The 19996-nt window shown below is 71.8% G+C and carries 22 protein-coding genes and 1 riboswitch; of the genes, 11 read left to right on the top strand and 11 right to left on the bottom strand.

Going from position 1 to position 19996, the window contains the following annotated elements; translation table 11 throughout:
* Positions 1-19: 19 nt before the first annotated feature.
* Both ABD932_RS13545 and ABD932_RS13540 read right to left on the bottom strand, forming a co-directional pair.
* Positions 20-379 (bottom strand): hypothetical protein, encoded by a 360-nt coding sequence (locus ABD932_RS13545; protein WP_345012186.1) that lies wholly within the window; start codon positions 377-379, stop codon positions 20-22.
* A gap of 2 nt (positions 380-381) precedes the next feature.
* The gene (locus tag ABD932_RS13540; protein ID WP_126389538.1) at positions 382-1134 is read right to left on the bottom strand and encodes a LytR/AlgR family response regulator transcription factor; all 753 of its coding nucleotides are present in this window, start codon (positions 1132-1134) and stop codon (positions 382-384) included.
* Between the two features lie 78 nt (positions 1135-1212).
* On the opposite strand from ABD932_RS13540, the gene ABD932_RS13535 reads away from it, so the two are divergent.
* From ABD932_RS13535 to ABD932_RS13510, 6 genes are all read left to right on the top strand, one after another.
* On the top strand, positions 1213-1698 hold the full coding sequence (locus ABD932_RS13535) for an Lrp/AsnC family transcriptional regulator (RefSeq protein WP_345012182.1): 486 nt from the start codon (positions 1213-1215) through the stop codon (positions 1696-1698).
* A gap of 155 nt (positions 1699-1853) precedes the next feature.
* On the top strand, positions 1854-2663 hold the full coding sequence (gene ddaH / locus ABD932_RS13530; RefSeq protein WP_345012180.1) for a dimethylargininase: 810 nt from the start codon (positions 1854-1856) through the stop codon (positions 2661-2663).
* On the top strand, positions 2663-3880 hold the full coding sequence (gene rocD / locus ABD932_RS13525; RefSeq protein ID WP_345012178.1) for an ornithine--oxo-acid transaminase: 1218 nt from the start codon (positions 2663-2665) through the stop codon (positions 3878-3880). The genes ddaH and rocD overlap by 1 nt, the downstream gene beginning before the upstream one ends.
* Positions 3881-4245: 365 nt before the next feature.
* The gene (locus tag ABD932_RS13520) at positions 4246-6705 is read left to right on the top strand and encodes a SpoIIE family protein phosphatase (RefSeq protein WP_345012176.1); all 2460 of its coding nucleotides are present in this window, start codon (positions 4246-4248) and stop codon (positions 6703-6705) included.
* An 88-nt stretch (positions 6706-6793) separates the two neighbouring features.
* Positions 6794-8026, top strand: a complete 1233-nt coding sequence (locus ABD932_RS13515; protein WP_345012174.1) for a PP2C family protein-serine/threonine phosphatase — start codon at positions 6794-6796, stop codon at positions 8024-8026.
* 353 nt (positions 8027-8379) lie between these two features.
* Positions 8380-9114 carry a lysophospholipid acyltransferase family protein gene (locus tag ABD932_RS13510; protein WP_345012172.1) on the top strand — a complete coding sequence of 245 codons (735 nt, stop codon included), beginning with the start codon at positions 8380-8382 and terminating at the stop codon, positions 9112-9114.
* 29 nt (positions 9115-9143) lie between these two features.
* On the opposite strand, the gene ABD932_RS13505 is transcribed toward ABD932_RS13510, so the two are convergent.
* From ABD932_RS13505 to ABD932_RS13475, 7 genes are all read right to left on the bottom strand, one after another.
* Complete coding sequence (locus tag ABD932_RS13505) at positions 9144-9917, bottom strand: urease accessory protein UreD (RefSeq protein ID WP_345012170.1); 774 nt, start codon at positions 9915-9917, stop codon at positions 9144-9146.
* Positions 9914-10591, bottom strand: a complete 678-nt coding sequence (gene ureG, locus ABD932_RS13500; RefSeq protein ID WP_345012168.1) for an urease accessory protein UreG — start codon at positions 10589-10591, stop codon at positions 9914-9916. Before ureG ends, ABD932_RS13505 begins: the two co-directional genes overlap by 4 nt.
* A 202-nt stretch (positions 10592-10793) precedes the next feature.
* Positions 10794-11468, bottom strand: a complete 675-nt coding sequence (locus ABD932_RS13495) for an urease accessory protein UreF (RefSeq protein ID WP_345012166.1) — start codon at positions 11466-11468, stop codon at positions 10794-10796.
* Positions 11469-11481: 13 nt separating this feature from the next.
* Entirely contained in the window at positions 11482-13203 is a 1722-nt protein-coding gene (locus ABD932_RS13490) for an urease subunit alpha (RefSeq protein WP_345012164.1), read from the bottom strand.
* Positions 13196-13507, bottom strand: coding sequence for an urease subunit beta (locus ABD932_RS13485; protein ID WP_126389569.1), 312 nt, complete (start codon positions 13505-13507; stop codon positions 13196-13198). Before ABD932_RS13485 ends, ABD932_RS13490 begins: the two co-directional genes overlap by 8 nt.
* Before the next feature lie 10 nt (positions 13508-13517).
* The gene (locus ABD932_RS13480; RefSeq protein WP_020270782.1) at positions 13518-13820 is read right to left on the bottom strand and encodes an urease subunit gamma; all 303 of its coding nucleotides are present in this window, start codon (positions 13818-13820) and stop codon (positions 13518-13520) included.
* Between the two features lie 143 nt (positions 13821-13963).
* Positions 13964-14593 (bottom strand): TetR/AcrR family transcriptional regulator, encoded by a 630-nt coding sequence (locus tag ABD932_RS13475; RefSeq protein WP_345012161.1) that lies wholly within the window; start codon positions 14591-14593, stop codon positions 13964-13966.
* Between the two features lie 128 nt (positions 14594-14721).
* Here ABD932_RS13475 and ABD932_RS13470 point away from each other — a divergent pair, with 128 nt between their 5' ends.
* Positions 14722-15750, top strand: coding sequence for an ABC transporter permease (locus ABD932_RS13470; protein ID WP_345012159.1), 1029 nt, complete (start codon positions 14722-14724; stop codon positions 15748-15750).
* A 94-nt stretch (positions 15751-15844) separates the two neighbouring features.
* On the opposite strand, the gene ABD932_RS13465 is transcribed toward ABD932_RS13470, so the two are convergent.
* A complete protein-coding gene (locus ABD932_RS13465; RefSeq protein ID WP_345012157.1) occupies positions 15845-16123 on the bottom strand; it encodes a type II toxin-antitoxin system Phd/YefM family antitoxin in 279 nt (92 codons plus the stop codon).
* A gap of 69 nt (positions 16124-16192) precedes the next feature.
* On the opposite strand from ABD932_RS13465, the gene ABD932_RS13460 reads away from it, so the two are divergent.
* The 3 genes from ABD932_RS13460 to ABD932_RS13450 all read left to right on the top strand — a co-directional run bounded on the left by ABD932_RS13460 (position 16193) and on the right by ABD932_RS13450 (position 18172).
* The gene (locus ABD932_RS13460; protein ID WP_345012155.1) at positions 16193-16828 is read left to right on the top strand and encodes an ATP-dependent Clp protease proteolytic subunit; all 636 of its coding nucleotides are present in this window, start codon (positions 16193-16195) and stop codon (positions 16826-16828) included.
* A gap of 7 nt (positions 16829-16835) precedes the next feature.
* Positions 16836-17144 (top strand): hypothetical protein, encoded by a 309-nt coding sequence (locus ABD932_RS13455; protein ID WP_250080946.1) that lies wholly within the window; start codon positions 16836-16838, stop codon positions 17142-17144.
* 418 nt (positions 17145-17562) lie between these two features.
* A riboswitch (cyclic di-AMP (ydaO/yuaA leader) is annotated at positions 17563-17695 on the top strand.
* 3 nt (positions 17696-17698) lie between these two features.
* The gene (locus tag ABD932_RS13450; RefSeq protein ID WP_345012152.1) at positions 17699-18172 is read left to right on the top strand and encodes a C40 family peptidase; all 474 of its coding nucleotides are present in this window, start codon (positions 17699-17701) and stop codon (positions 18170-18172) included.
* Positions 18173-18233: 61 nt separating this feature from the next.
* On the opposite strand, the gene ABD932_RS13445 is transcribed toward ABD932_RS13450, so the two are convergent.
* Positions 18234-18848, bottom strand: a complete 615-nt coding sequence (locus ABD932_RS13445; RefSeq protein ID WP_345012150.1) for a LysE family translocator — start codon at positions 18846-18848, stop codon at positions 18234-18236.
* A gap of 130 nt (positions 18849-18978) precedes the next feature.
* Here ABD932_RS13445 and ABD932_RS13440 point away from each other — a divergent pair, with 130 nt between their 5' ends.
* Positions 18979-19893, top strand: a complete 915-nt coding sequence (locus tag ABD932_RS13440; RefSeq protein WP_345012148.1) for a LysR family transcriptional regulator — start codon at positions 18979-18981, stop codon at positions 19891-19893.
* Positions 19894-19996: the final 103 nt, after the last annotated feature.

Here is a 19996-nt window from a genome sequence, read left to right as displayed (position 1 = left end):
GCGGCGTCGTTCCTCGGGCTCAGCGGTCTTCGACGAGGCGCACGAAGTCCCGCTCGTTGCGTTCCGCGCGCCGGACGTACCAGCGGGCCAGGAGGACCAGGGGGGCGTAGAGGCCGAAACCGAGCACCAGCCATTCGAGGCCGCGGGCGTTCGGCATGGCCGCGAACAGCAGGGGCAGGGGGCCGATGAGCAGACCGAGGACCGCGAACACGGTGAGTGCGGCGCGGAGTTGGCTGCGCATCAGGGAGCGGACGTAGGTGTGGCCGAGGGTGGTCTGCTCGTCGATCTCGGTGCGCGGGCGGTAGTAGCCGGAGACCCGGCGGGTCCGGCGGGGCGGGCCGGTGACGACGACGCGGCGGTCGGCGGGGCTCTGGGGCATGGTCACGGCCTCCTCATGAGCAGGTCGCGCAGCTCGCGCGCGTGCCGGCGGCTGACCTGGAGTTCCTCGGAGCCGACCATGACGCTGACGGTGCCCGCGTCCAGGCGGAGTTCGCCGATGTGGCGCAGGGCGACGAGATGGCGGCGGTGGATGCGGACGAAGCCGCGGGAGCGCCAGCGCTCCTCCAGGGTCGACAGGGGGATACGGATGAGGTGGCTGCCCTTGTCGGTGTGCAGGCGGGCGTAGTCGCCCTGGGCCACGACGTGGGTGATGTCGTCGACGGAGACGAAGCGGGTCACGCCGCCGAGCTCGACGGGTATGTGGTCGGGGTCGGGCTCGCTCACGGGGATGCGGGGGGCGGCGGTCTCCCTGAGCTCGGCGGCCCGGCGGACGGCCTCCGCCAGGCGCTCCTTGCGCACGGGCTTGAGGACGTAGTCGACGGCCTTGAGGTCGAAGGCCTGGACGGCGAAGTCCTCGTGGGCGGTGACGAACACGACGAGCGGCGGGTTGGCGAAGCCGGTGAGCAGCCGGGCCAGGTCGAGGCCGTCGAGGCCGGGCATGTGGATGTCGAGGAAGACGACGTCGATCGCCTCGGGCCCGCCCGGCCCCGACTCCAGTGCGCGGTTGATCCGGCGCAGCGCCTCGGTCGCGTCGCCGGCGCCCTCCGCGGTGCCGATCCGGGGATCGGCGTTCAGGAGGTAGAGGAGCTCCTCCAGCGAAGGGCGTTCGTCGTCGACAGCCAGGGCACGCAGCATGAACCCGGAGTGTAGGAGCAATTCGTACGCCTGCACACGTGCCGACGTCTGTGCGTTCCCGCTGGATACAGTGCCGCCATGGAGAGCAGGACCTCGCCGTTCGACGAGCTCGACCGGAAGATCATCACCGCGTTGATGGCGAACGCCAGGACGAGCTTCGCCGAGATCGGTACGGCCGTCGGGCTGTCCTCGACGGCGGTCAAGCGGCGGGTGGACCGGCTGCGCGACACGGGTGTGATCACCGGGTTCACCGCCACGGTCAAGCCGTCGGCACTGGGCTGGCGCACGGAGGCGTACGTCGAGGTGTACTGCGAGGGCGCGGCGCCGCCGCGGCGGCTCGCGGAGGTGGTCCGCAACCATCCGGAGATCACCGCGGCGATGACGGTGACCGGGGGCGCGGACGCGCTGCTGCACGTGCGGGCGCGGGACGTGGAGCACTTCGAGGAGGTGCTGGAGCGGATCCGCGTCGAGCCGTTCATCCGCAAGACGATCAGCGTCATGGTGCTGTCCCATCTGCTCCCGGAGAGTCCCGAGGCGGGCGCAACCCAGCCCGCGCCGGAGTAAACCTCGCGGCGCGCAGCGGTACTGCGTTCATCCAGGAAAATTCGCAGCATTCCTGCGCGGGCGCGCAATATTTGTTCCTTGTCGCTCGTCTCCGGCGCTTTCTACCTTTGTGTCAACCCTCAGTCGACACTCGCAGGAAGCGGAGGAACCCCTCTGTGTCCGACACCCGTGTGCCGCGCCGGCGGCGGTATCTCGTCTGCGAACCCAGACATTTCGCCGTGCAGTACGCGATCAACCCCTGGATGCGTCCCGACGCACCCGTCGACGTGGACCTGGCCCGGGAGCAGTGGCAGCGGCTGATCCGCGCCTACCGGGACCACGGCCACACCGTCGACGCGGTGGAGCCCGCTCCCGGCCTGCCCGACATGGTCTTCGCCGCGAACTCGGCGGTCGTCGTGGGCGGCCGTGTCTTCGGCTCCCTCTTCCACGCGCCGGAGCGGCGCCCCGAGTCCACGCACTACGACACCTGGTTCAAGGCGGCGGGCTACGACGTGTACCGCCCCGAGTCGGTGTGCGAGGGCGAGGGCGACCTGGTCTGGACGGGCCGGTACGTCCTGGCCGGCACCGGTTTCCGTACCACCCGCGAGGCGCATCGCGAGGTGCAGGAGTTCTTCGGGCACCCGGTGATCAGCCTGACCCTGGTGGATCCGCGGTTCTACCACCTGGACACAGCGCTGTTCGTCCTCGACGACGACAACATCGCGTACTACCCGGAGGCCTTCTCGCCGGGCAGCCGTGAGGTGCTCGGGCGGCTGTACCCGGACGCGGTGCTCGCGACCCGGGACGACGCGATGGCGTTCGGTCTGAACTCCGTGTCCGACGGCCGCAACGTCTTCATCGCGCCCCAGGCCGAGGCCCTCTCCTCCGCCCTCGCCGACCGCGGCTATGTCCCCGTCCCCGTCGACCTGTCGGAGTTCCGCAAGGCCGGCGGCGGCATCAAGTGCTGCACCCAGGAGATCCGCTGATGACCGCTCCCGTCACCACCCGCTCGTCCGCCGACCTGATCCGCGCCGAGGAACCGGTCGTCGCGCACAACTACCACCCGCTGCCCGTGGTCGTCGCCCGTGCCGAGGGCACGTGGGTGGAGGACGTGGAGGGCCGCCGGTACCTGGACATGCTGGCCGGTTACTCGGCCCTGAACTTCGGCCATCGCCACCCGGCGCTGATCGAGGCGGCCCATCGCCAGCTGGACCGCCTGACCCTGACCTCCCGCGCGTTCCACAACGACCGCCTCGCCGAGTTCGCCGAGCGGCTGGCGGCGTTGACGGGCCTCGACATGGTGCTGCCGATGAACACGGGCGCCGAGGCGGTGGAGAGCGGCATCAAGGTGGCCCGCAAGTGGGCGTACGAGGTGAAGGGCGTCCCGGCCGACCAGGCGACGATCGTGGTCGCCGCGGAGAACTTCCACGGCCGGACGACGACGATCGTCAGCTTCTCGACGGACGAGAGCGCGCGGCAGGGCTTCGGCCCCTTCACACCCGGCTTCCGGATCGTGCCGTACAACGACCTGGCGGCGCTGGAGGCGGCGGTCGACGAGACGACGGCGGCGGTGCTGCTGGAGCCGATCCAGGGCGAGGCCGGGGTCGTCATCCCCGACGAGGGCTATCTGACCGGGGTGCGCGAGCTGACCCGCCGCAAGGGCTGCCTGTTCATCGCGGACGAGATCCAGTCGGGCCTCGGTCGCACGGGCCGTACGCTCGCCGTCGAGCACGAGGGGGTCGTCCCGGACGTACTGCTCCTCGGCAAGGCGCTGGGCGGCGGCATCGTCCCGGTGTCGGCGGTGGTGGCCCGACGCGATGTGCTCGGCGTCCTGCGGCCGGGCGAGCACGGGTCGACCTTCGGCGGCAACCCGCTGTCCGCGGCAGTCGGCACGGCCGTGGTCGACCTCCTGGAGACGGGCGAGTTCCAGCGCCGCGCGGCCGAGCTGGGCGTGGTCCTGCGGGGCGGCCTGTCGGCCCTGCTCGGCAAGGGCGTCGTCGGCTTCCGGGCGCGGGGCCTGTGGGCGGGCGTCGACATCGACCCGGCGGTCGGCACGGGCCGCGAGATCAGCCAACGCCTCCTGCGCGAGGGAGTCCTGGTCAAGGACACCCACGGCTCCACGATCCGCCTGGCGCCGCCCCTGACGATCACGTCGGAGGAACTGGAGGGGGCGCTGGAGGCGCTGCAGAGGGTCCTGACGTAACGGCCCCGGCCTGACACAAGAGCCCTACAGCCCGGCTCCCGAACCATCGGGGCCGGGCTGCCCGATGCCGGCAAGCGCACCGGCGCACACCGGCACGGCCCTCCTGTTTCCGCCATTTCTCTCTCCGCCCCCGGAGCCCCTCCACCCCCGGCCCACCACCTCCCTCCTCGCCCCTCCATCACCACCGCCCCCGCATCTACCACGCACGTTCCCGCACCCCGCGCCGCTCCCCCGCCCCCTCTCCGGCCCTCCGCTCCCCCGCTCCCCGCCCCCACCCGGCCCCCCACAAAGAGGCGGCGTTGACCGGAAGGGTGAAGATGGGGACAAGAGGTGGTAGACCGCTCTCAGCGACAGAGAGGTCGGCCGTGGGCACACACGAGGAGCAGGGCGTAGCCAGGCAGGGGTTCGACGTGGCGGACGCCGCGCCTCTGCTGCTCGACGCGCAGGGTCTGGTGACGGGGTGGACCAGGGACGCGCAGCGGCTGTTGGCGTACGTGGCCTCCGAGGCGGTGGGAAAGCACGTCGGCGAGCTGTTCGACGCGGAGGACGCCGGGCGGCTTCCGGAGCTGATCGAGCGATGCCGCGAGGAGGGCGGCTGGGCGGGGCTGCTCACGGCGGTGCACAAGGGCGGCGCGCCCGTCAGGCTGATGGTGCGGATCACGTCGGCCCTCGACGCCCAGGGCCCCTCGCGCTGGCTCGTGCTCCTGTCCGCGCTCGGGGACGCCCACGGCTGGGACATGAGCCGCGACACCCTGGAGCAGATGGTCGCCCGCTCCCCCGTGGGCATAGCGATCGTGGACACGGAACTGCGCTACGTCTGGTCGAACCGGGCCCTCGCCCAGTTCGGCGGCGGCCCGCCGCCCCATCGGCTCGGGATGCGGCTCGCGGACATCCAGCCCGGCCTGGACGCCCAGTCCATCGAGGCACAGATGCGCCAGGTCCTGGCGACCGGCGACCCGATCGTCGGCTACGAGCACGTGGGCCACGCCCGCTCCGCCCCGCTGCGCGAGACCGCGCACATGATGTCGTTCACCCGGCTCGACGACGGCCACGGCCACCCCACCGGCGTGTACTACACGGTGGAGGACATCTCCGAGCGGCACCGCGCCCGGCAGCGCCTGGCCCTGCTCGACCGGGCCGGCGAGCGCATCGGCCGCACCCTCGACATCACCCGCACCGCCCAGGAGCTGGCGGACGTGGCGGTACCGGGACTCGCCGACATCGTCACGGTGGACCTGCTGGAGTCGGTGCTGCGGGGCGGCGAGCCCGCGCCCGGGCCGTTGAGCGACACGGAACCGGTGCCGCTGCGCCGGGCGGGACACCAGTCGGTCGACGGGAGCGTGCCGGTGACCGTCGTCGGCATCGGCGAGGTGGCCGCCTATCCGGCGGAGTCGCCTCCGATCCGCTCCCTGAGGACGGGCAAGTCCTGGCGCAAGGAGAGGCTCGATCCGCTCGGCGAGGCCTGGGCCAAGCACGCGCGCGGCGGCCAGGCCGCGATCTTCCTGGAACTGGGTCTGCACAGCGTGATGATCGTGCCGATCCGGGCACGGGGCGTCACCCTGGGCGTCACCACGTTCTTCCGCGGCCACCGCCAGGAGCCGTTCGAGGAGGACGACCTGAACCTGGCCGAGGACCTCGTCTCCCGCGCCGCCGTCTGTGTCGACAACGCCCGCCGCTACACCCGCGAACGCGACGCCGCCCTGGTCCTGCAGCGCAGCCTGCTGCCGCACCGGCTGCCCGAGCAGGACGCGCTCGAGGTGGCCGCCTGCTACCGGCCGGCCGACGAGCTGACCGGCCTCGGCGGCGACTGGTACGACGTCATCCCGTTGTCGGGGGCCCGCGTCGCCCTGGTGGTGGGCGAGGTGCCCGGGCACGGCATCAGCGCCGCCGCGGCGATGGGGCGGCTGCGCATGGCCGTACGGACACTCGCCGCGCTGGATCTGCCGCCGGACGAGGTGCTGGCCCATCTGGACGACCTGGTCGCGCGGTCGGCCCGCGAGGAGGGCGTCGAGCCGGGCGGGGAGGAGGCCGACAGCACGCAGTCCGTGGGGGCGGGGTGCGTGTACGTCGTCTACGACCCGGTCGACGGGACGTGCACCATGGCGGCCGCGGGCCATCCGGCACCTGCCGTGATCATGCCCGACGGCAGCGTCACCTTCGTCGATCTGCCGCAGGGCCCGCCGCTCGGCGTCGGCGGTCCCCCCTTCGAGTCGGTGGAGCTGGCCCTGGCGGCGGGCAGCACGCTCGCCCTGCACACCGACGGGCTGCTGGCCGGCGGGGACGCCTGGGCCCTGGACGCGGACCGGGCCCGGCTGCGGCAGGCGCTGGAGCAGGGCGCGGCCTCGCTCGACGGACAGTGCCGGACCGTGGTCGACGCGCTGGTCCCGGACCGGCCGTACGACGACGTGGCCCTGCTGATGGCCCGCACCCGGCTCCTGGGCACCGAGCAGGTCGCCGACTGGGACCTGCCCGCGGACCCGGCCGCCGTCGCCGACGCCCGTAAGACGGCCGCCCGGCAGCTGTCCGAGTGGGGGCTCGAGGAGTTGGTGTTCACGACGGAGCTGGTGGTCAGCGAGCTGGTCACCAACGCCATCCGGTACGCCGCCGGCCCCATCCGGCTGCGCCTGATCCGGGAGCGGGCGCTGTTCTGCGAGGTCTACGACGGCGGCGCCACCGCCCCGCATCTGCGTCACCCGCGGACCACCGACGAGGGCGGGCGCGGGCTGCTGCTGGTCTCCCAGTTCACCCAGCAGTGGGGCACGCGGTTCGTGCCCGAGGGGAAGATCATCTGGGCCGAGCAGTCCCTGACGGATCCGCTGCCCTGAGCTGCCGTATCGGTATGGATGTAGTACATCGGTACATGCGCCGCACGGCGTGGGAAACTGGTGAGGTCCCGGTGGTGAGGCGGGAGCCATGAAAGAGACGGCGATCGACTACGAGGCGGTGTTCCAGGCCCTGCCCGGCATGGTGGCGCTGCTGACCTCGGAGCTGCTCTACGCCGACGCCAACGAGGACTTCCAGCGCCTGTCCGGGCGCACCCGCGACCAGCTGGTGGGCCGGTACATCTTCGACGTCTTCCCCGAGAACCCCAACGATCCGACGGCGACCGGCATGCGCGACGTCCGGGCGTCGATGCTGCGCGTGGTGGCCACCGGCGAACGCGACACGATGGCGCTGCAGCGCTACGACGTCGAGGACCCCATGCGCCCCGGCCAGTGGGAGGAGCGCTACTGGAGCCCGATCAACGCGCCCGTCCGCGGGCCCGACGGGAAAGTGGAGTTCGTGCTGCACCGGGTGGAGGAGGTCACCGAGCTCATCCGGCTGCGCGGCGGCGCGGGCAGTGACAGCCGGGCGCGGGTGCTGGAGGCCGAGCTGTACACACGCGCCCGCGAACTGCAGGAGGTCAACGACCGGCTGCGGCAGGCCCACGCCCGCGAGCGCGAGGTGGCCCTGGCCCTGCAGGAGGCGATGCTGCCCGCCCGACGGCAGGTGGGCAACCACCGGGCGGCGGTGCGCTACCGGCCCGCGGTCGGCTCGCTGAACGTGTGCGGCGACTGGTACGACCTGATCGACCTGGTGGGCGGCAACCGCATCGGCGTGTCCGTGGGCGACGTGGTCGGCCACGGTCTCGCGGCGGCCGGCGTCATGGGCCAGCTGCGCAGCGCGCTCAGCGCCTCCTCCCGCGTGGCCGACGGCCCCGCCCAGGCGCTCGACGTCCTCGGACGGTACGCCCATGTGGTCGACGGCGCGGAGTCGGCCACCGCGGTCACCACGTTCATCGACTTCGACGACCGCACCATCGCCTACAGCAGCGCGGGCCACCCGCCGCCGGTGCTGGTCCACGCCGACGGCCGCGTGGAGTTCCTCGACAAGGCCACCGACACACCCCTGGACGCCCGACCCGACCCGATCCCGAGACCTCAGGCCGCGACGACGTACGCCGACGGAGCCACCCTCGCGCTGTACACGGACGGCCTGATCGAGCGCCGTCGAGAGGACATCGACACCGGTCTGAGCAGGCTCGCGGAGTCCCTCGTCCGCCATCGCACGGCCGACCCCGAGACCCTCGCCGACGCCGTGCTGCTGGAACTGCTGCCGCCCGGCGGCGCGACCGACGACACGGCGCTGATCATCGTGCGGCTGTGATGCGTACGGCTGTGACGCGTGCCGCCGCGGCGGCCGAGCAGAGGCGACGGGCTCCCGCAAGAACGGGCCGCCTGCCACCCGGTGGCAGCGATCACGCCAAACCACGCCATCCGGTTGCCGCACACCGACCGCTGACACCAGGCTGGTCCGGCGGTCCTCCCCATCCGCAAGCGCCGCCGCCCGGCCGCTTCCTGACATCCAGTCAGGAAAATCGCCATTGGTCGGCATCCGTCCGACCCGACCCGGTTCCGGCCCGTCAACCCTGCGCCTACACTGACACCCCCACGGCACGCTGGTTGACCTGCCAGAACGCGGCGGCCCGAGCTGATCCCCCCGAGTGAGGAGCGCCCCCTTTGTTCTACTACGTACTGAAATACGTATTGTTGGGACCTCTCCTGAGACTGGTCTTCCGGCCTCGCATCGAAGGCCTTGAGCACGTACCGGCCACGGGCGCGGCCATCGTCGCCGGCAACCACCTGTCGTTCTCCGACCACTTCCTGATGCCGGCGATACTCAAGCGGCGCATCACCTTCCTCGCGAAGAAGGAGTACTTCACGGGCCCCGGCCTCAAGGGGCGCCTGACCGCGGCCTTCTTCCGCAGTGCCGGCCAGATCCCGGTCGACCGCACCGGCAAGGAGGCGGGCCAGGCCGCGATCCGCGAGGGCCTCGGCGTCCTGAGCAAGGACGAGCTCCTCGGCATCTACCCCGAGGGCACCCGCTCGCACGACGGCCGCCTCTACAAGGGCAAGGTCGGCGTCGCGGTGATGGCCCTCAGGGCCGAGGTCCCAGTCATCCCCTGCGCGATGATCGGCACGTTCGAGGCGCAGCCTCCGGGCAAGATCATCCCGAACGTCCACCCGGTGACGATCCGCTTCGGCAAGCCCCTCGACTTCTCCCGCTACGCCGGCATGGAGAACGAGAAGGCGATCCTGCGCGCGGTGACCGACGAGATCATGTACGCGATCCTGTCCCTGTCCGAGCAGGAGTACGTCGACCAGTACGCGGCCGTGGCCAAGGCCGAGCAGACCGCCGCCGCCAAGGCCAAGGCGGAGAAGGAGCGCAGGTTCCCGCGACTGCCCATCCGCTGACGAGCCGGTACCCGCCCGCGAGGGGGCGCTCAGCCGAGGGAGTCGAGCGCCTCCAGCGCCTCGTCGAGCAGCCTGCGCAGCCGCAGCGCGTCGGCCGCCACGGCACTCACCAGGGCGGCCGGCCCGGCGAGGGGCAGCACGGCGGCGTGGTCCCCCAGCACCCGGGCCGCCACCGGAGCATCCGCGAACTCCGGCCGTACGACGACGAGTTGCCCGACGGCGCGACACCCGCCGACCCCGGCGGGACCGTCCCAGCCGCCCGGCGCACCGGGCCCGCAGGCCAGCTCCTGATCAAGAACCACCCGCCCCGCGACACCCACCCGGATCCGACTGCTCAGCCGCCCGGGCTCCTCCCCCACCCGCCCGAGCACCTGCTCCTCACGCAGGACGAGCCGCCCCGTCGCACCGACGTCGACGCGGGTCGTGACGTGCAGATCGCTGCCGCGGGCGGAGATCAACTGCTCGGGCAGCCAGCGCAGTTCACCACCGTCGGCCACGGACAGCCGCACGTCGTACCGGGCCTCGCCCTTGGCCTGCCCCGGCAGCGCGATGGTGGCGGCCGCCGACCCGACGTGCAGCCGGGCGCCGGTCTCCACATCGGCCTCGACGGTGAAGTGATCCCCGCCGAGCGGCCCGCTCATCGCACCGACGACCACGACCCGGGCCTCGGCGCCGAACGCCCGAGTCCGCCGGAGCGCGAGCGGCCCCTCACCGTCGAGCACGGGCAGCGACGTACCGCCCCGCCCGTCCTCCCGGGCGACGATCCGCGCGAGTGCCCGTACCCCGCCCGCCACGGCCGTCATGCCGCCCACGCGGCAAGCTGCGCCCGCACCCACTCGGCGACGTCCGTCACGCCGGGCTCGCTCCTCAACGACTGGAACACCACCGGCAGTTCGGCCCGCTGCGCCTTGGCGTCCGCCGCCATCCGCGCGAGGTCCGAGCCGACGTACGGAGCGAGGTCCGTCTTGTTGACGACGAGCAGGTCGGCGGTCGTCACACCGGGCCCGCCCTTCCTCGGAATGTCGTCGCCCCCTGCCACGTCGATCACGAAGATCTGCGCGTCGACGAGCCCCTTGGAGAAGGTGGCGGTGAGATTGTCCCCGCCGGACTCCACGAGGATGAGTTCCAGGGGCCCGACCGCGTCCTCCAGATCCTCGACGGCTTCGAGGTTCGCCGAGATGTCGTCCCGGATCGCGGTGTGCGGACAGGCCCCGGTCTCCACGGCCGTGATCCGCTCGGGCGGCAGCACGGCCTCCCGCAGCAGGAACTCGGCGTCCTCGCGCGTGTAGATGTCGTTCGTGACGACGGCGAGGGACAACTCGTCCCGCAGCGCCCGGCAGAGCGCGGCAACGGTGGCGGTCTTACCGGACCCGACGGGCCCGCCGAGACCGATACGCAGGGCGCGGCGCGAGCCGTCGGGACGGTGGGCGTCGGCGCTGACGGCGGAGGGGCCGTCGTGGGAGTGGTCGAGGTGCATGGGGCGGCTCCTTCTCATAAGTGGACCGACGATGTGGGGGCTCGGCTTGCGGCGCCGGTCCGTACAACTCAGCCCGTCCGGCGTTTGAGGACAAGGCCCTTTCGGGGCCGAAGCGGGGGTCTGGGGGCGCAGCCCCCAGCGGGGTCGAAGGGGCGGAGCCCCTGGGGACGGGAACGGGTAAGGGCGGCGGGGGCGAGGACACTCAGGACGCGAACAGACGTACCGGCCAAGCCGCATGCACCTCCGCCCCGATCTCCAGCAACGGAGCAGAAGCCGCAGGCAACGCGTCGACCCCGTCATCGACCACCCGCCGAGCCGCCTCCACCGCCCGATCCGCGACCCGGTCCATCTCCGGCGCCAACCGGGCCAGCACGGCCGTGGCGTCGAAGGGATCAAGACTCAACAACCGCACCGTCGCACTCGCCGACCCGCTCACACTCTCGTACGCCGCACAGTACGCGGCGTCGACCGCCCCCAGTCCGGCCGCTCGAGCCGCCACCCCGAGCACAACCGGCTGGTGCGCCCCCTTGGGGAACTCCCTTGCCACGGCGTCGAGTTCCTCGGACGGCCAGGTCGCCCGCGCCGCACGCATCAGCTGCCGCCCGAGCTTCCGAGCCGCCGTACGCAACGCGGGCGAGGGCGTGCGGGCATCGGCGGCCTCGTCCAGGGCCACCACATCGACCCCGAGCGCTGCGGCCGCCGCAAGCGAGGCCGCGACCAGCCCCGCCGTGTGCAACCGCCCCCGGCAGAAGTCCTCCAGGCTCGCGGCCCCGGTGATCCGCCCGGCCTTGACGGCCGCCTCCGCGCCCCCGGAGTGCGCATGGCCCCCGGCGGGGAAGCGGCCGTCGGCGAGGACGAGAAGTGCTGCCCGCGACATCAGACACCAGCCATCAGAAGAGGAAGTACCGCTGAGCCATGGGCAGTTCGGCCGCAGGAGTGGCCTCCACCAGCTCACCGTCGATGTGCACGGCGAAGCTGTCGGGGTCGACCCGCACCTCGGGCCGCGCGTCGTTCTGACGCATGTCGGCCTTGGTGACCCCACGCGTCGACTCGATGGCCACGAACCGCTTCCCCAGCTGGAGCCGCTCCGGCAACCCGTCCTCGATGGCGAGCGACGCCACGAAGTTGACCGAGTTCGCGGCCGGCGCCCGCCCGATCGCGCCGAACATCGGCCGGGGCAGGACCGGCTGCGGGGTCGGGATGGACGCGTTGGCGTCGCCCATCTGCGCGTACGCGATCTGCCCGCCCTTGATGACGAGGTGCGGCTTGACGCCGAAGAACGCCGGCTCCCACAGCACCAGGTCGGCGAGCTTGCCGGTCTCCACGGAGCCGATCTCGGCGTCGAGGCCCTGCGCGAGTGCGGGGTTGATCGTGTACTTGGACACGTACCGCCGCACCCGCAGGTTGTCGGCCCGCCCGTCCCCGGGCAGCGCGCCCCGCCGCCCCTTCATCACATGGGCGGTCTGCCAGGTCCGCATGATGACCTCGCCGACGCGTCCCATGGCCTGCGCGTCGGACGAGATGATCGAGATCGCGCCCAGGTCGTGCAGTATGTCCTCGGCCCCGATGGTCGACGGCCGGATCCGCGACTCGGCGAAGGCGAGGTCCTCGGGTACGGCCGCGTTGAGGTGGTGGCACACCATCAGCATGTCGAGGTGTTCCTCGGCGGTGTTGACGGTGAACGGCCGCGTCGGGTTGGTCGAGCTGGGCAGCACGTGCGGCTCGGAGACGACGGTCATGATGTCCGGCGCGTGGCCGCCGCCCGCGCCCTCGGTGTGGTACGCGTGGATGCCCCGGCCCGCGATCGCGGCCAGCGTGTCGCCGACGAAGCCCGCCTCGTTCAGCGTGTCCGTGTGGATCGCGATCTGGATGCCGGTCCGGTCGGCGACGGTCAGCGAGGCGTCGATGACGGCCGGGGTGGAGCCCCAGTCCTCGTGCAGCTTGAGGCCGAGCGCGCCACCGCGGATCTGGGAGAGCATCGCCTCGTGGGAGACGGTGTTGCCCTTGCCCAGCAGACCGAAGTTGACGGGGTGGGCCTCCATCGCCTCCAGCATCCGGGCCAGGTGCCAGGGTCCGGGCGTGACGGTGGTCGCCTTGGAGCCCTCGGCGGGTCCGGTGCCACCGCCGATGAGGGTGGTGACGCCAGCGGCGAGCGCCTCGTCGGCGATCTGGGGACAGATGAAGTGGACGTGCGCGTCGATGGCGCCGGCCGTGAGGATCCGCCCGTTGCCCGCGATGATCTCGGTCTCGGGGCCGATGACGAGGTCCGGGTGCACCCCGTCCATCGTGTCGGGGTTGCCCGCCTTGCCGATGCCGGTGATCCGGCCGTCGCGGATGCCGACGTCGGCCTTGACGATGCCCCAGTGGTCGATGATCACGACGCCGGTGATCACCGTGTCGGGGGTGCCGTCTGCGCGCGTAGCACGGGACTGGCCCATGGACTCGCGGATGACCTTGCCGCCGCCGAACACGGCCTCGTCACCGGCGAGCCCGGGACCGCCGGAACGGTCCTCCTCGATCTCGACCAGCAGCTCGGTGTCGGCGAGCCGGATGCGGTCACCGGTCGTCGGGCCGAACAGGTCGGCGTACGCGGCACGGGAGATCTCAGGCATCGAGGGCACCTCCGGTCTCCCCGCGCAGTCCGGGCACCACACGGGCGCCGGTGAGCGGGACGAGTTCGACGTCGACGGGGATCCCGGGCTCGAAGCGCACGGCGGTGCCGGCGGCGATGTTGAGCCGCTTGCCGCGCGCGGCGCCGCGGTCGAAGTCCAGACCGGGGTTGGCCTCGGCGAAGTGGTAGTGGGAGCCGACCTGGACGGGCCGGTCGGCGGCGTTGAGGACGGTCAGCCGGGTGACCTCGCGGCCCTCGTTGTAGGCGATCGGGCCGTCGGCGAACAGGATCTCTCCGGGGATCATCGAGGCCACCTCAGACGATCGGGTCGTGGACGGTGACGAGCTTGGTGCCGTCCGGGAAGGTCGCCTCGACCTGGACGTCGTGGATCATCTCGGGGATGCCCTCCATGACGTCGTCCCGGGTGAGCAGCTTGCGCCCGGAGGACATGAGCTCGGCGACCGTACGGCCGTCACGGGCGCCCTCGAGGATGTGCGACGTGATGAGGGCGATCGCCTCGGGGTGGTTCAGCTTGAGGCCACGGGCCCGGCGCTTCTCGGCGACGTCGGCCGCCACGTGGATGAGCAGCCTCTCTTGCTCGTGCGGGGTCAGTTGCACGTCCCACCTCACAGTCCTCGCTCCGGACCGTGCGGGGTCCGGTTGCCGCAGCCACCCGGCAAAGTCCCTGGTGGCGTGGATGGGCAGGCTAGTTGGACCGCATTTCAAGCAAGTTAACCGAGCTGTGATCCTCTAGCACCCGGTCAGGCCTGCGGCCGCAGGGCCGGCATGCTCATCAGCCCGCGCAGACCGTTCTGCAGGACCTCCACCGGCGCCGCACCGAACAGCGCCTGCTGGGCCACGAATCCCTGCACGGTGGCGATCATCGTGCGCGCGACATGGTCCGCGGGGATGTCCGATGCCATCATTCCGGCGTCCTGGTACGCCTCGACGGCCGCCACCCAGTTCTCGCGCAGCTCGGTGTAGACGTCCGTGAGGACGAGCGCCAGTTCCTCGTTGCGCACGGTCTCCGCCCACACCTGCATGATCAGCCGCGGGAAGAGCGGTTCGCCCTCGACGTTCAGGGACGACCAGACGCGGAGCGTCCGTCCCATGACCAGGCCGACCAGGATGTCCGGCGGCGGGGGCGGGCTCTGCCGGGTGACGTCGGCGAAGGCCGCGTGGATCTCCTTGAGCACCTCTTTGACGATCGCGGCGATCAGCTCGTCCTTGCCGCTGAAGTAGCGGTACACCGCACCGGCCGAGAGGTCGACCTCCTTCAGCACGTCCTGCATCGACGTGGCGTGGAAGCCGTTGCGCGCGAAGAGGCGCGCGGCGCCGTCGAGGATCTGCCGGCGGCGGGCGTCGAGGTGTTCCTGGGATACGCGGGCCATGGTCCACAAAGTAAAACGAACATTCCTTCTTGACAAGGAGCGACATCGGCAGGACGGTGGGAGCAACCGTAAAACGAACGATCCTTCTTTTTGGCGCCCGCTCTCCGAGACCTTCCGAGGGAGACCCCATGCCCACCCCGTCCGCTACTCCGTCCAGGAGCACCGCATCCCGGCGCCTGGTCGCGGTCGTCGTGCTCGTCCCCGTACTCGCCGCACTCGCCCTGTGGGCCTTCGCCTGGCCGGCCGCCCGCACCGCGCCCCGCGACCTGCCGCTCGGCGTGGCCGGACCTCCCACCGCCACGGCCCAGGTGGAGCGGCAGCTCGCCCGGCAGGACGGCGCGTTCGAGATCCACCGCTACGCCGACGAGGCCGCCGCCCGGGAGGCCGTCGAGGACCGGACCGTATACGGCGCGGTCGTGGTCACGACCCAGGGGCCGAAGCTGCTGACCGCCTCGGCCGCGAGCCCGACGGTCGCCCAGCTGCTCCAGCAGGCGGTGGAGCGACAGGCCGCCGCCGAGGGCGCCGAGATCAGGACGGTCGACGTGGTCCCCGCCCCGGAGACCGACCCGCGCGGCGCAGCTCTGAACGCGAGCGTCCTGCCGCTCGCCCTGGCCGGCATGGCGGCCGGCGCCGCGGTAACCCTGCTCGGGCTGCGCGGCGTCCGCGCCGTGAGCGCCCTGGTCGGCGCCGCCGCCCTGATCGGCGTGATCACTGCGGCTCTCGCGCACAGCTGGCTGGAGGTCCTCGCCGGCGACTGGTGGGCGGAGGCCGGGGTGTTCGCCCTGTCGACGCTGGCCGTGAGCGCCGCCGTCGCGGGGCTCGCCGCGCTGATCGGCCCCGCGGGCATCGGCGTCGTGTCGTTCGTGGTGATGTTCCTCGGCAACCCGTTCTCCGGGGCGTCCTCGGCCCCGCAGATGCTGCCCGAGCCGGTCGGCACGATCGGCCAGTGGCTGCCGCCGGGTGCGGGGGCGAGCCTGCTGCGCTCGGTGTCCTTCTTCGACGGCGCCGCGGCGACCGGCCCCGCCCTCACACTGACCTGGTGGGCCGCGCTGGGCCTGGGCGCCGTACTGCTCGGGAGCGCCATGAAGTCACGTACGAAGAGCACCGGGCCCGCGATCGACAAGGAACTCGACAAGGGACTGACCCCGGTCGGCTGACCCGCATCCCGGTCACACCGAACCGACCGTGCACCCCCGCTGTAGCGGACGGGGGTGCACGGTCCTGTCGTTTCGGCGGACCCGAAAGCCGGGTCTAGGAGGGCGCCGGCCCCCGATGCTCGGCCGCGATACCGAACCGCTGCCGTTCGCGGGGAGCGGAAGCGACCCCGCGGACGCTGGAGACCGAGCTGATCACCTGCTCCTCGACGGGCGCGTCGAGGGCGTCGAGTCGCTCGAGGTCAGCTGCGGAGACAAGGGCGACGAGGGGCTTTCCGTGGCGCGTCACGACGACGCGCTCACCGCCGTACACCACGCGATTGATCAGTTCGGCGAGCTCAGCCCTGGCTTGCGTCACCGGAATCTCGTAGGCCATGCTCCCTACATTACGTCATGTACGTCCTGTACATTTTTTACAGGCACCCCGGCAAGGGAGGCGCGAGCCATGACCCGACCGTCCGCCCGCTATGTACTGCCCGAGTTCACCGAGCGCACGAGTTACGGCACCAAGACGCAGGACCCGTACTCGAAGCTGCTGGAGGAGCGGATCGTCTTTCTCGGCACGCCGATCGACGACACCTCCGCCAACGACGTGATGGCCCAGTTCATGTATCTGGAACACAAGGACCCCGACCGCGACATCTCGCTGTACATCAATTCGCCCGGCGGCTCGTTCAGCGCCATGTCGGCTGTCTACGACACGCTGCGTTACGTCACCTGTGACGTGGAGACGATCTGCCTGGGCCAGGCCGGTTCGGCCGCCGCGGTGCTGCTCGCGTCGGGCACCGAGGGCAAGCGGTTCGCGCTGCCGGGGGCCCGGGTGGTGATCCATCAGCCAGGACTGCCCGAGCCGATCGAGGGCCAGGCAAGCGATCTGGCCATCCAGGCCGACGAACTGACGCGCACTCGGATCCGCCTGGAGGAGATGCTCGCCCGGCACACCGGCCGCAGCCGTGAGCAGGTGAGCGAGGACATCGAGCGGGACAAGATCCTGAGCGCCCAGGAGGCGCTGGAGTACGGGCTGGTGGACCGGATCATCCCCAGCCGCAAGGCCACCCTCGCCCCGCCCACGGGGAGGTGATCGGCCGGTGCTCCCACCCGAATTGCCGCCGCTGCCCGCGCTGACCCGTGCGGAAGGGGAGTTGATCGACCGTTACCTCGACGTGGTCGACCTGCTCGGCCGTATCAACCCGGCGCAGCACGGCGACACCTACCGCGGACTGCGTGCCGCCCAGGCGCTGGTCAGCAAGGCGGCCGAGCTCCGGGACGCGCTGGCGCTGATGCATCAGCGCGGTGAGACGGAGCTGCACGCTCCTACGCTGGCGCGTGCGCTGCGTGTGCTGGACGGAGAGCGCCGCACGGCTCGTGTCACGGTTCCGCCGCGCTCCGACAGTTGACGGCACGTACGGACCGGATCCGGACTCCTCGGCCCACCGCCGGGGCGTCCGGGACGGCGTTGAAACGGACCAAACGGCGTACCCCCTTTCGGCGTAGTCGCCGGTACTTTTGTACGCCCGCCGAGCTTGCGCAACAGGTATGACCGCAAGGCGGAATGAAAGGCTCCGCCGCTGGTCCGAGGCTCGTCGGGCAGCTGACGCCCGCCCGGACACGAGGGCGTCCACCCGAACGGGTGAGTGGTGAGTAACCCCACAAATCCCCGATTCCGTTGGGCATTTCGCTCATCCGTGCGTCAAGATCCCTGTCTGACGACAAGCCCCCGCCACAGCGGCGGGGCGGTCCGGGCGGACGCCGAGTCCTGCCGCCGCCCGGATGACCGGTCGACAGGAGTGGATCGGCAGGAGTGGAGGACCCAAGCAAGACGGGTCGCCGGAGCGGACGTTCGTTCGAGCCGAGCAGCCCTTGGGGTGAAGCCGTGGCAACGCGGCCGGGCAACTTCGCCAGCCCGAATCCGACAGGTCATCCTTCACAGGCGGCTGACGAAGGGTTGCGCATGACTGCGCTCAATCGTGTCCCGTCGCTCATGGTCCGGGCCGGTACGGCCTCGGCTCTCACCCTGGCCGCAGTGGGCGGCACCGTGGTCGCCCCCGGCTTCGCCTCCGAGGCCGAAGCCGCGACGCCGGCGACGAAGGCACTTCAGGTCGCGGCCTCGAAGAAGGGCTCCCCGTACAAGTGGGGCGCCGTCGGGCCGAACAGGTTCGACTGCTCCGGGCTCACGCTGTACTCGTACAAGAAGGCGGGCAAGAAGCTCCCCCGTACGGCGTCCCAGCAGTACAACAAGACCCGCCACATCTCCGCCGGCAACCGCAAGGCCGGAGACCTGGTGTTCTTCCACTCGGGGTCGAACGTCTACCACGTCGGCATCTACGCCGGGAAGGGAAAGATCTGGCACTCCCCGAAGAGCGGGGACGTCGTGAGACTGCAGAAGATCTGGACCAAGAGCGTCTGGTACGGCCGGGTCAAGTGACCTCCCCGGAGGCGGTGGCGGCGGCCTGACACGCCGTCACCGCCCCCGGGGCCCCTGCACCTCAGAGGGCCGACAGCGGCCCGGCGAGGAGCGCCACGCCGAAGGCGGTCAGCGCGGCGCCGGTGACGAGCGTGACCGCGCGGGCGGCCCGCGGCCGGCGCAGCCACCTGCCCAGCCGGTCCACCAGCAGGGCGACGACCTGGAACCACACCGTCGCGATCGCCAGGACGATCAGAGCGAGCAGCAGCGTCCGGGGCATCGCCGGAGCGCCCGCGGGCACGAACTGCGGCAGCACGCTGAGGAAGGTGAGGGACGCCTTCGGGTTGAGGGCGTTGGTCACGAAGCCCTGCCGCAGCGGTCGGGCGGTGGAGTCCTCACGTGGGTCGGCCACGTCGGTGTGCCGCTGCCGCAGCGTCTGGACGCCCAGGTACAGCACATAGACGCCGCCCACCACCTGGAGCGCCCGGAACAGCGCCGGCACGGCGGCCAGAACGGCGGCGACTCCCACCACCGCCAGCGTCACATGGACCAGCAGCCCCGCCCCGATCCCGAGCGCACAGGCGATGCCGGCCCGGCGCGAGACGAGGGCGTTGCGTACGACGACGGTGAAGTCGGCCCCGGGCATGGCGACCAGGCCGGCGGAGACCCCGGTGAAGGCGATGAGCTGAGCGTCCATGCCGCCAGCGTGCCGTGCGGGAGCCTTCAGCAGGTATGTCGAATATTCTGGGGATCCCTAAAGCGTTTGTTAAGGCAGCCCAGGTCAAGGCTGTCATAGGCGGACAGTCACCGGCAGACAGGGAGCCCGCATGTACGACCCGACCCGCCTCGCCGCCCTGGTGGCGGTCGCGGAGGCGGGTTCGATCACCCGGGCCGCCGAACGGCTCGGGTACACCACACCGGCGCTCTCCCAGCAGCTGGCCAAGCTGGAGCGCGAGGCGGGCACCGCCCTGCTGATCCGGCACCACCGCGGGGCGCGGCTGACGGGTGCGGGCGAGCTGCTGGTGGCCCGGGCGCGGCGGGTGCTCGACGAACTGGAGCGGGCCCGGCAGGAACTGGCTCGGCTGACCGGCCTGTCGGGCGGGACGCTCCGGCTGGGCACCTTCCAGACCGCCGGCATCCATCTGCTGCCGCCCGCCCTCAGCGCCTTCCGCCGGGCGCATCCGGACGTGGAGCTGACGGTCGCCGACTACGAACCGTCGGCCGGTGTCTCCGCCGTCGCGGCCGGGGAGGTCGATCTGGCCCTCACCCACGCCTACGAGCCCGGCGACCCGGTCCCGCTCCCGTCCGCCGTCGGCATCGAGCCGATCCTCGTCGAGGAGCTGGTCCTGGTCTCCGCTCCGGGCCACGCCCTGACCAGCGGGACGGCACGTCTGCCGCTGACCGAGCTCGCCGGGCAGCCCCTGATCAGCATGGCGCCGGACGCTCCGGCACGGCGCGGCGTCGAGGCCCTGCTGGCCCGGTCCGGGGCCACGCCCTCGGTACTGGTCCCGACGCCGGGCTACCTCCTGGTGTGCGCGCTGGCCAGTGCGGGGCTCGGGGTTGCGGTCGTACCGGAGATGGTGGCGCGTACGTCGGTCACGCCGGTCGGGGTGCGGGCGCTGGAGGGCGGGCGCCTGCGCCGTACGGTCTCGGTCGCCTTCCGCAGCGACGAGACGGCACCTGCGGCGGACGCCTTCCGAGCGCTGCTGCGCGGCACGTTCGGCCGGGCCCGGCAGACCTGAGCGGGCTTGGCGGCATCATCTGCGGTTCCGCAGCCCCCCAAGGGGCGCGGGGCTGAGTCGATATGCGGCTCCGCCGCATGGGCGCGACCAGCCACCACGAACC

It is taken from the genome of Streptomyces shaanxiensis, from assembly GCF_039537145.1.
In the GTDB taxonomy this organism is placed as follows: domain Bacteria; phylum Actinomycetota; class Actinomycetes; order Streptomycetales; family Streptomycetaceae; genus Streptomyces; species Streptomyces shaanxiensis.
Note: the sequence above shows the minus strand (reverse complement) of the source record. Positions and strands in the feature narration are given on the sequence as shown.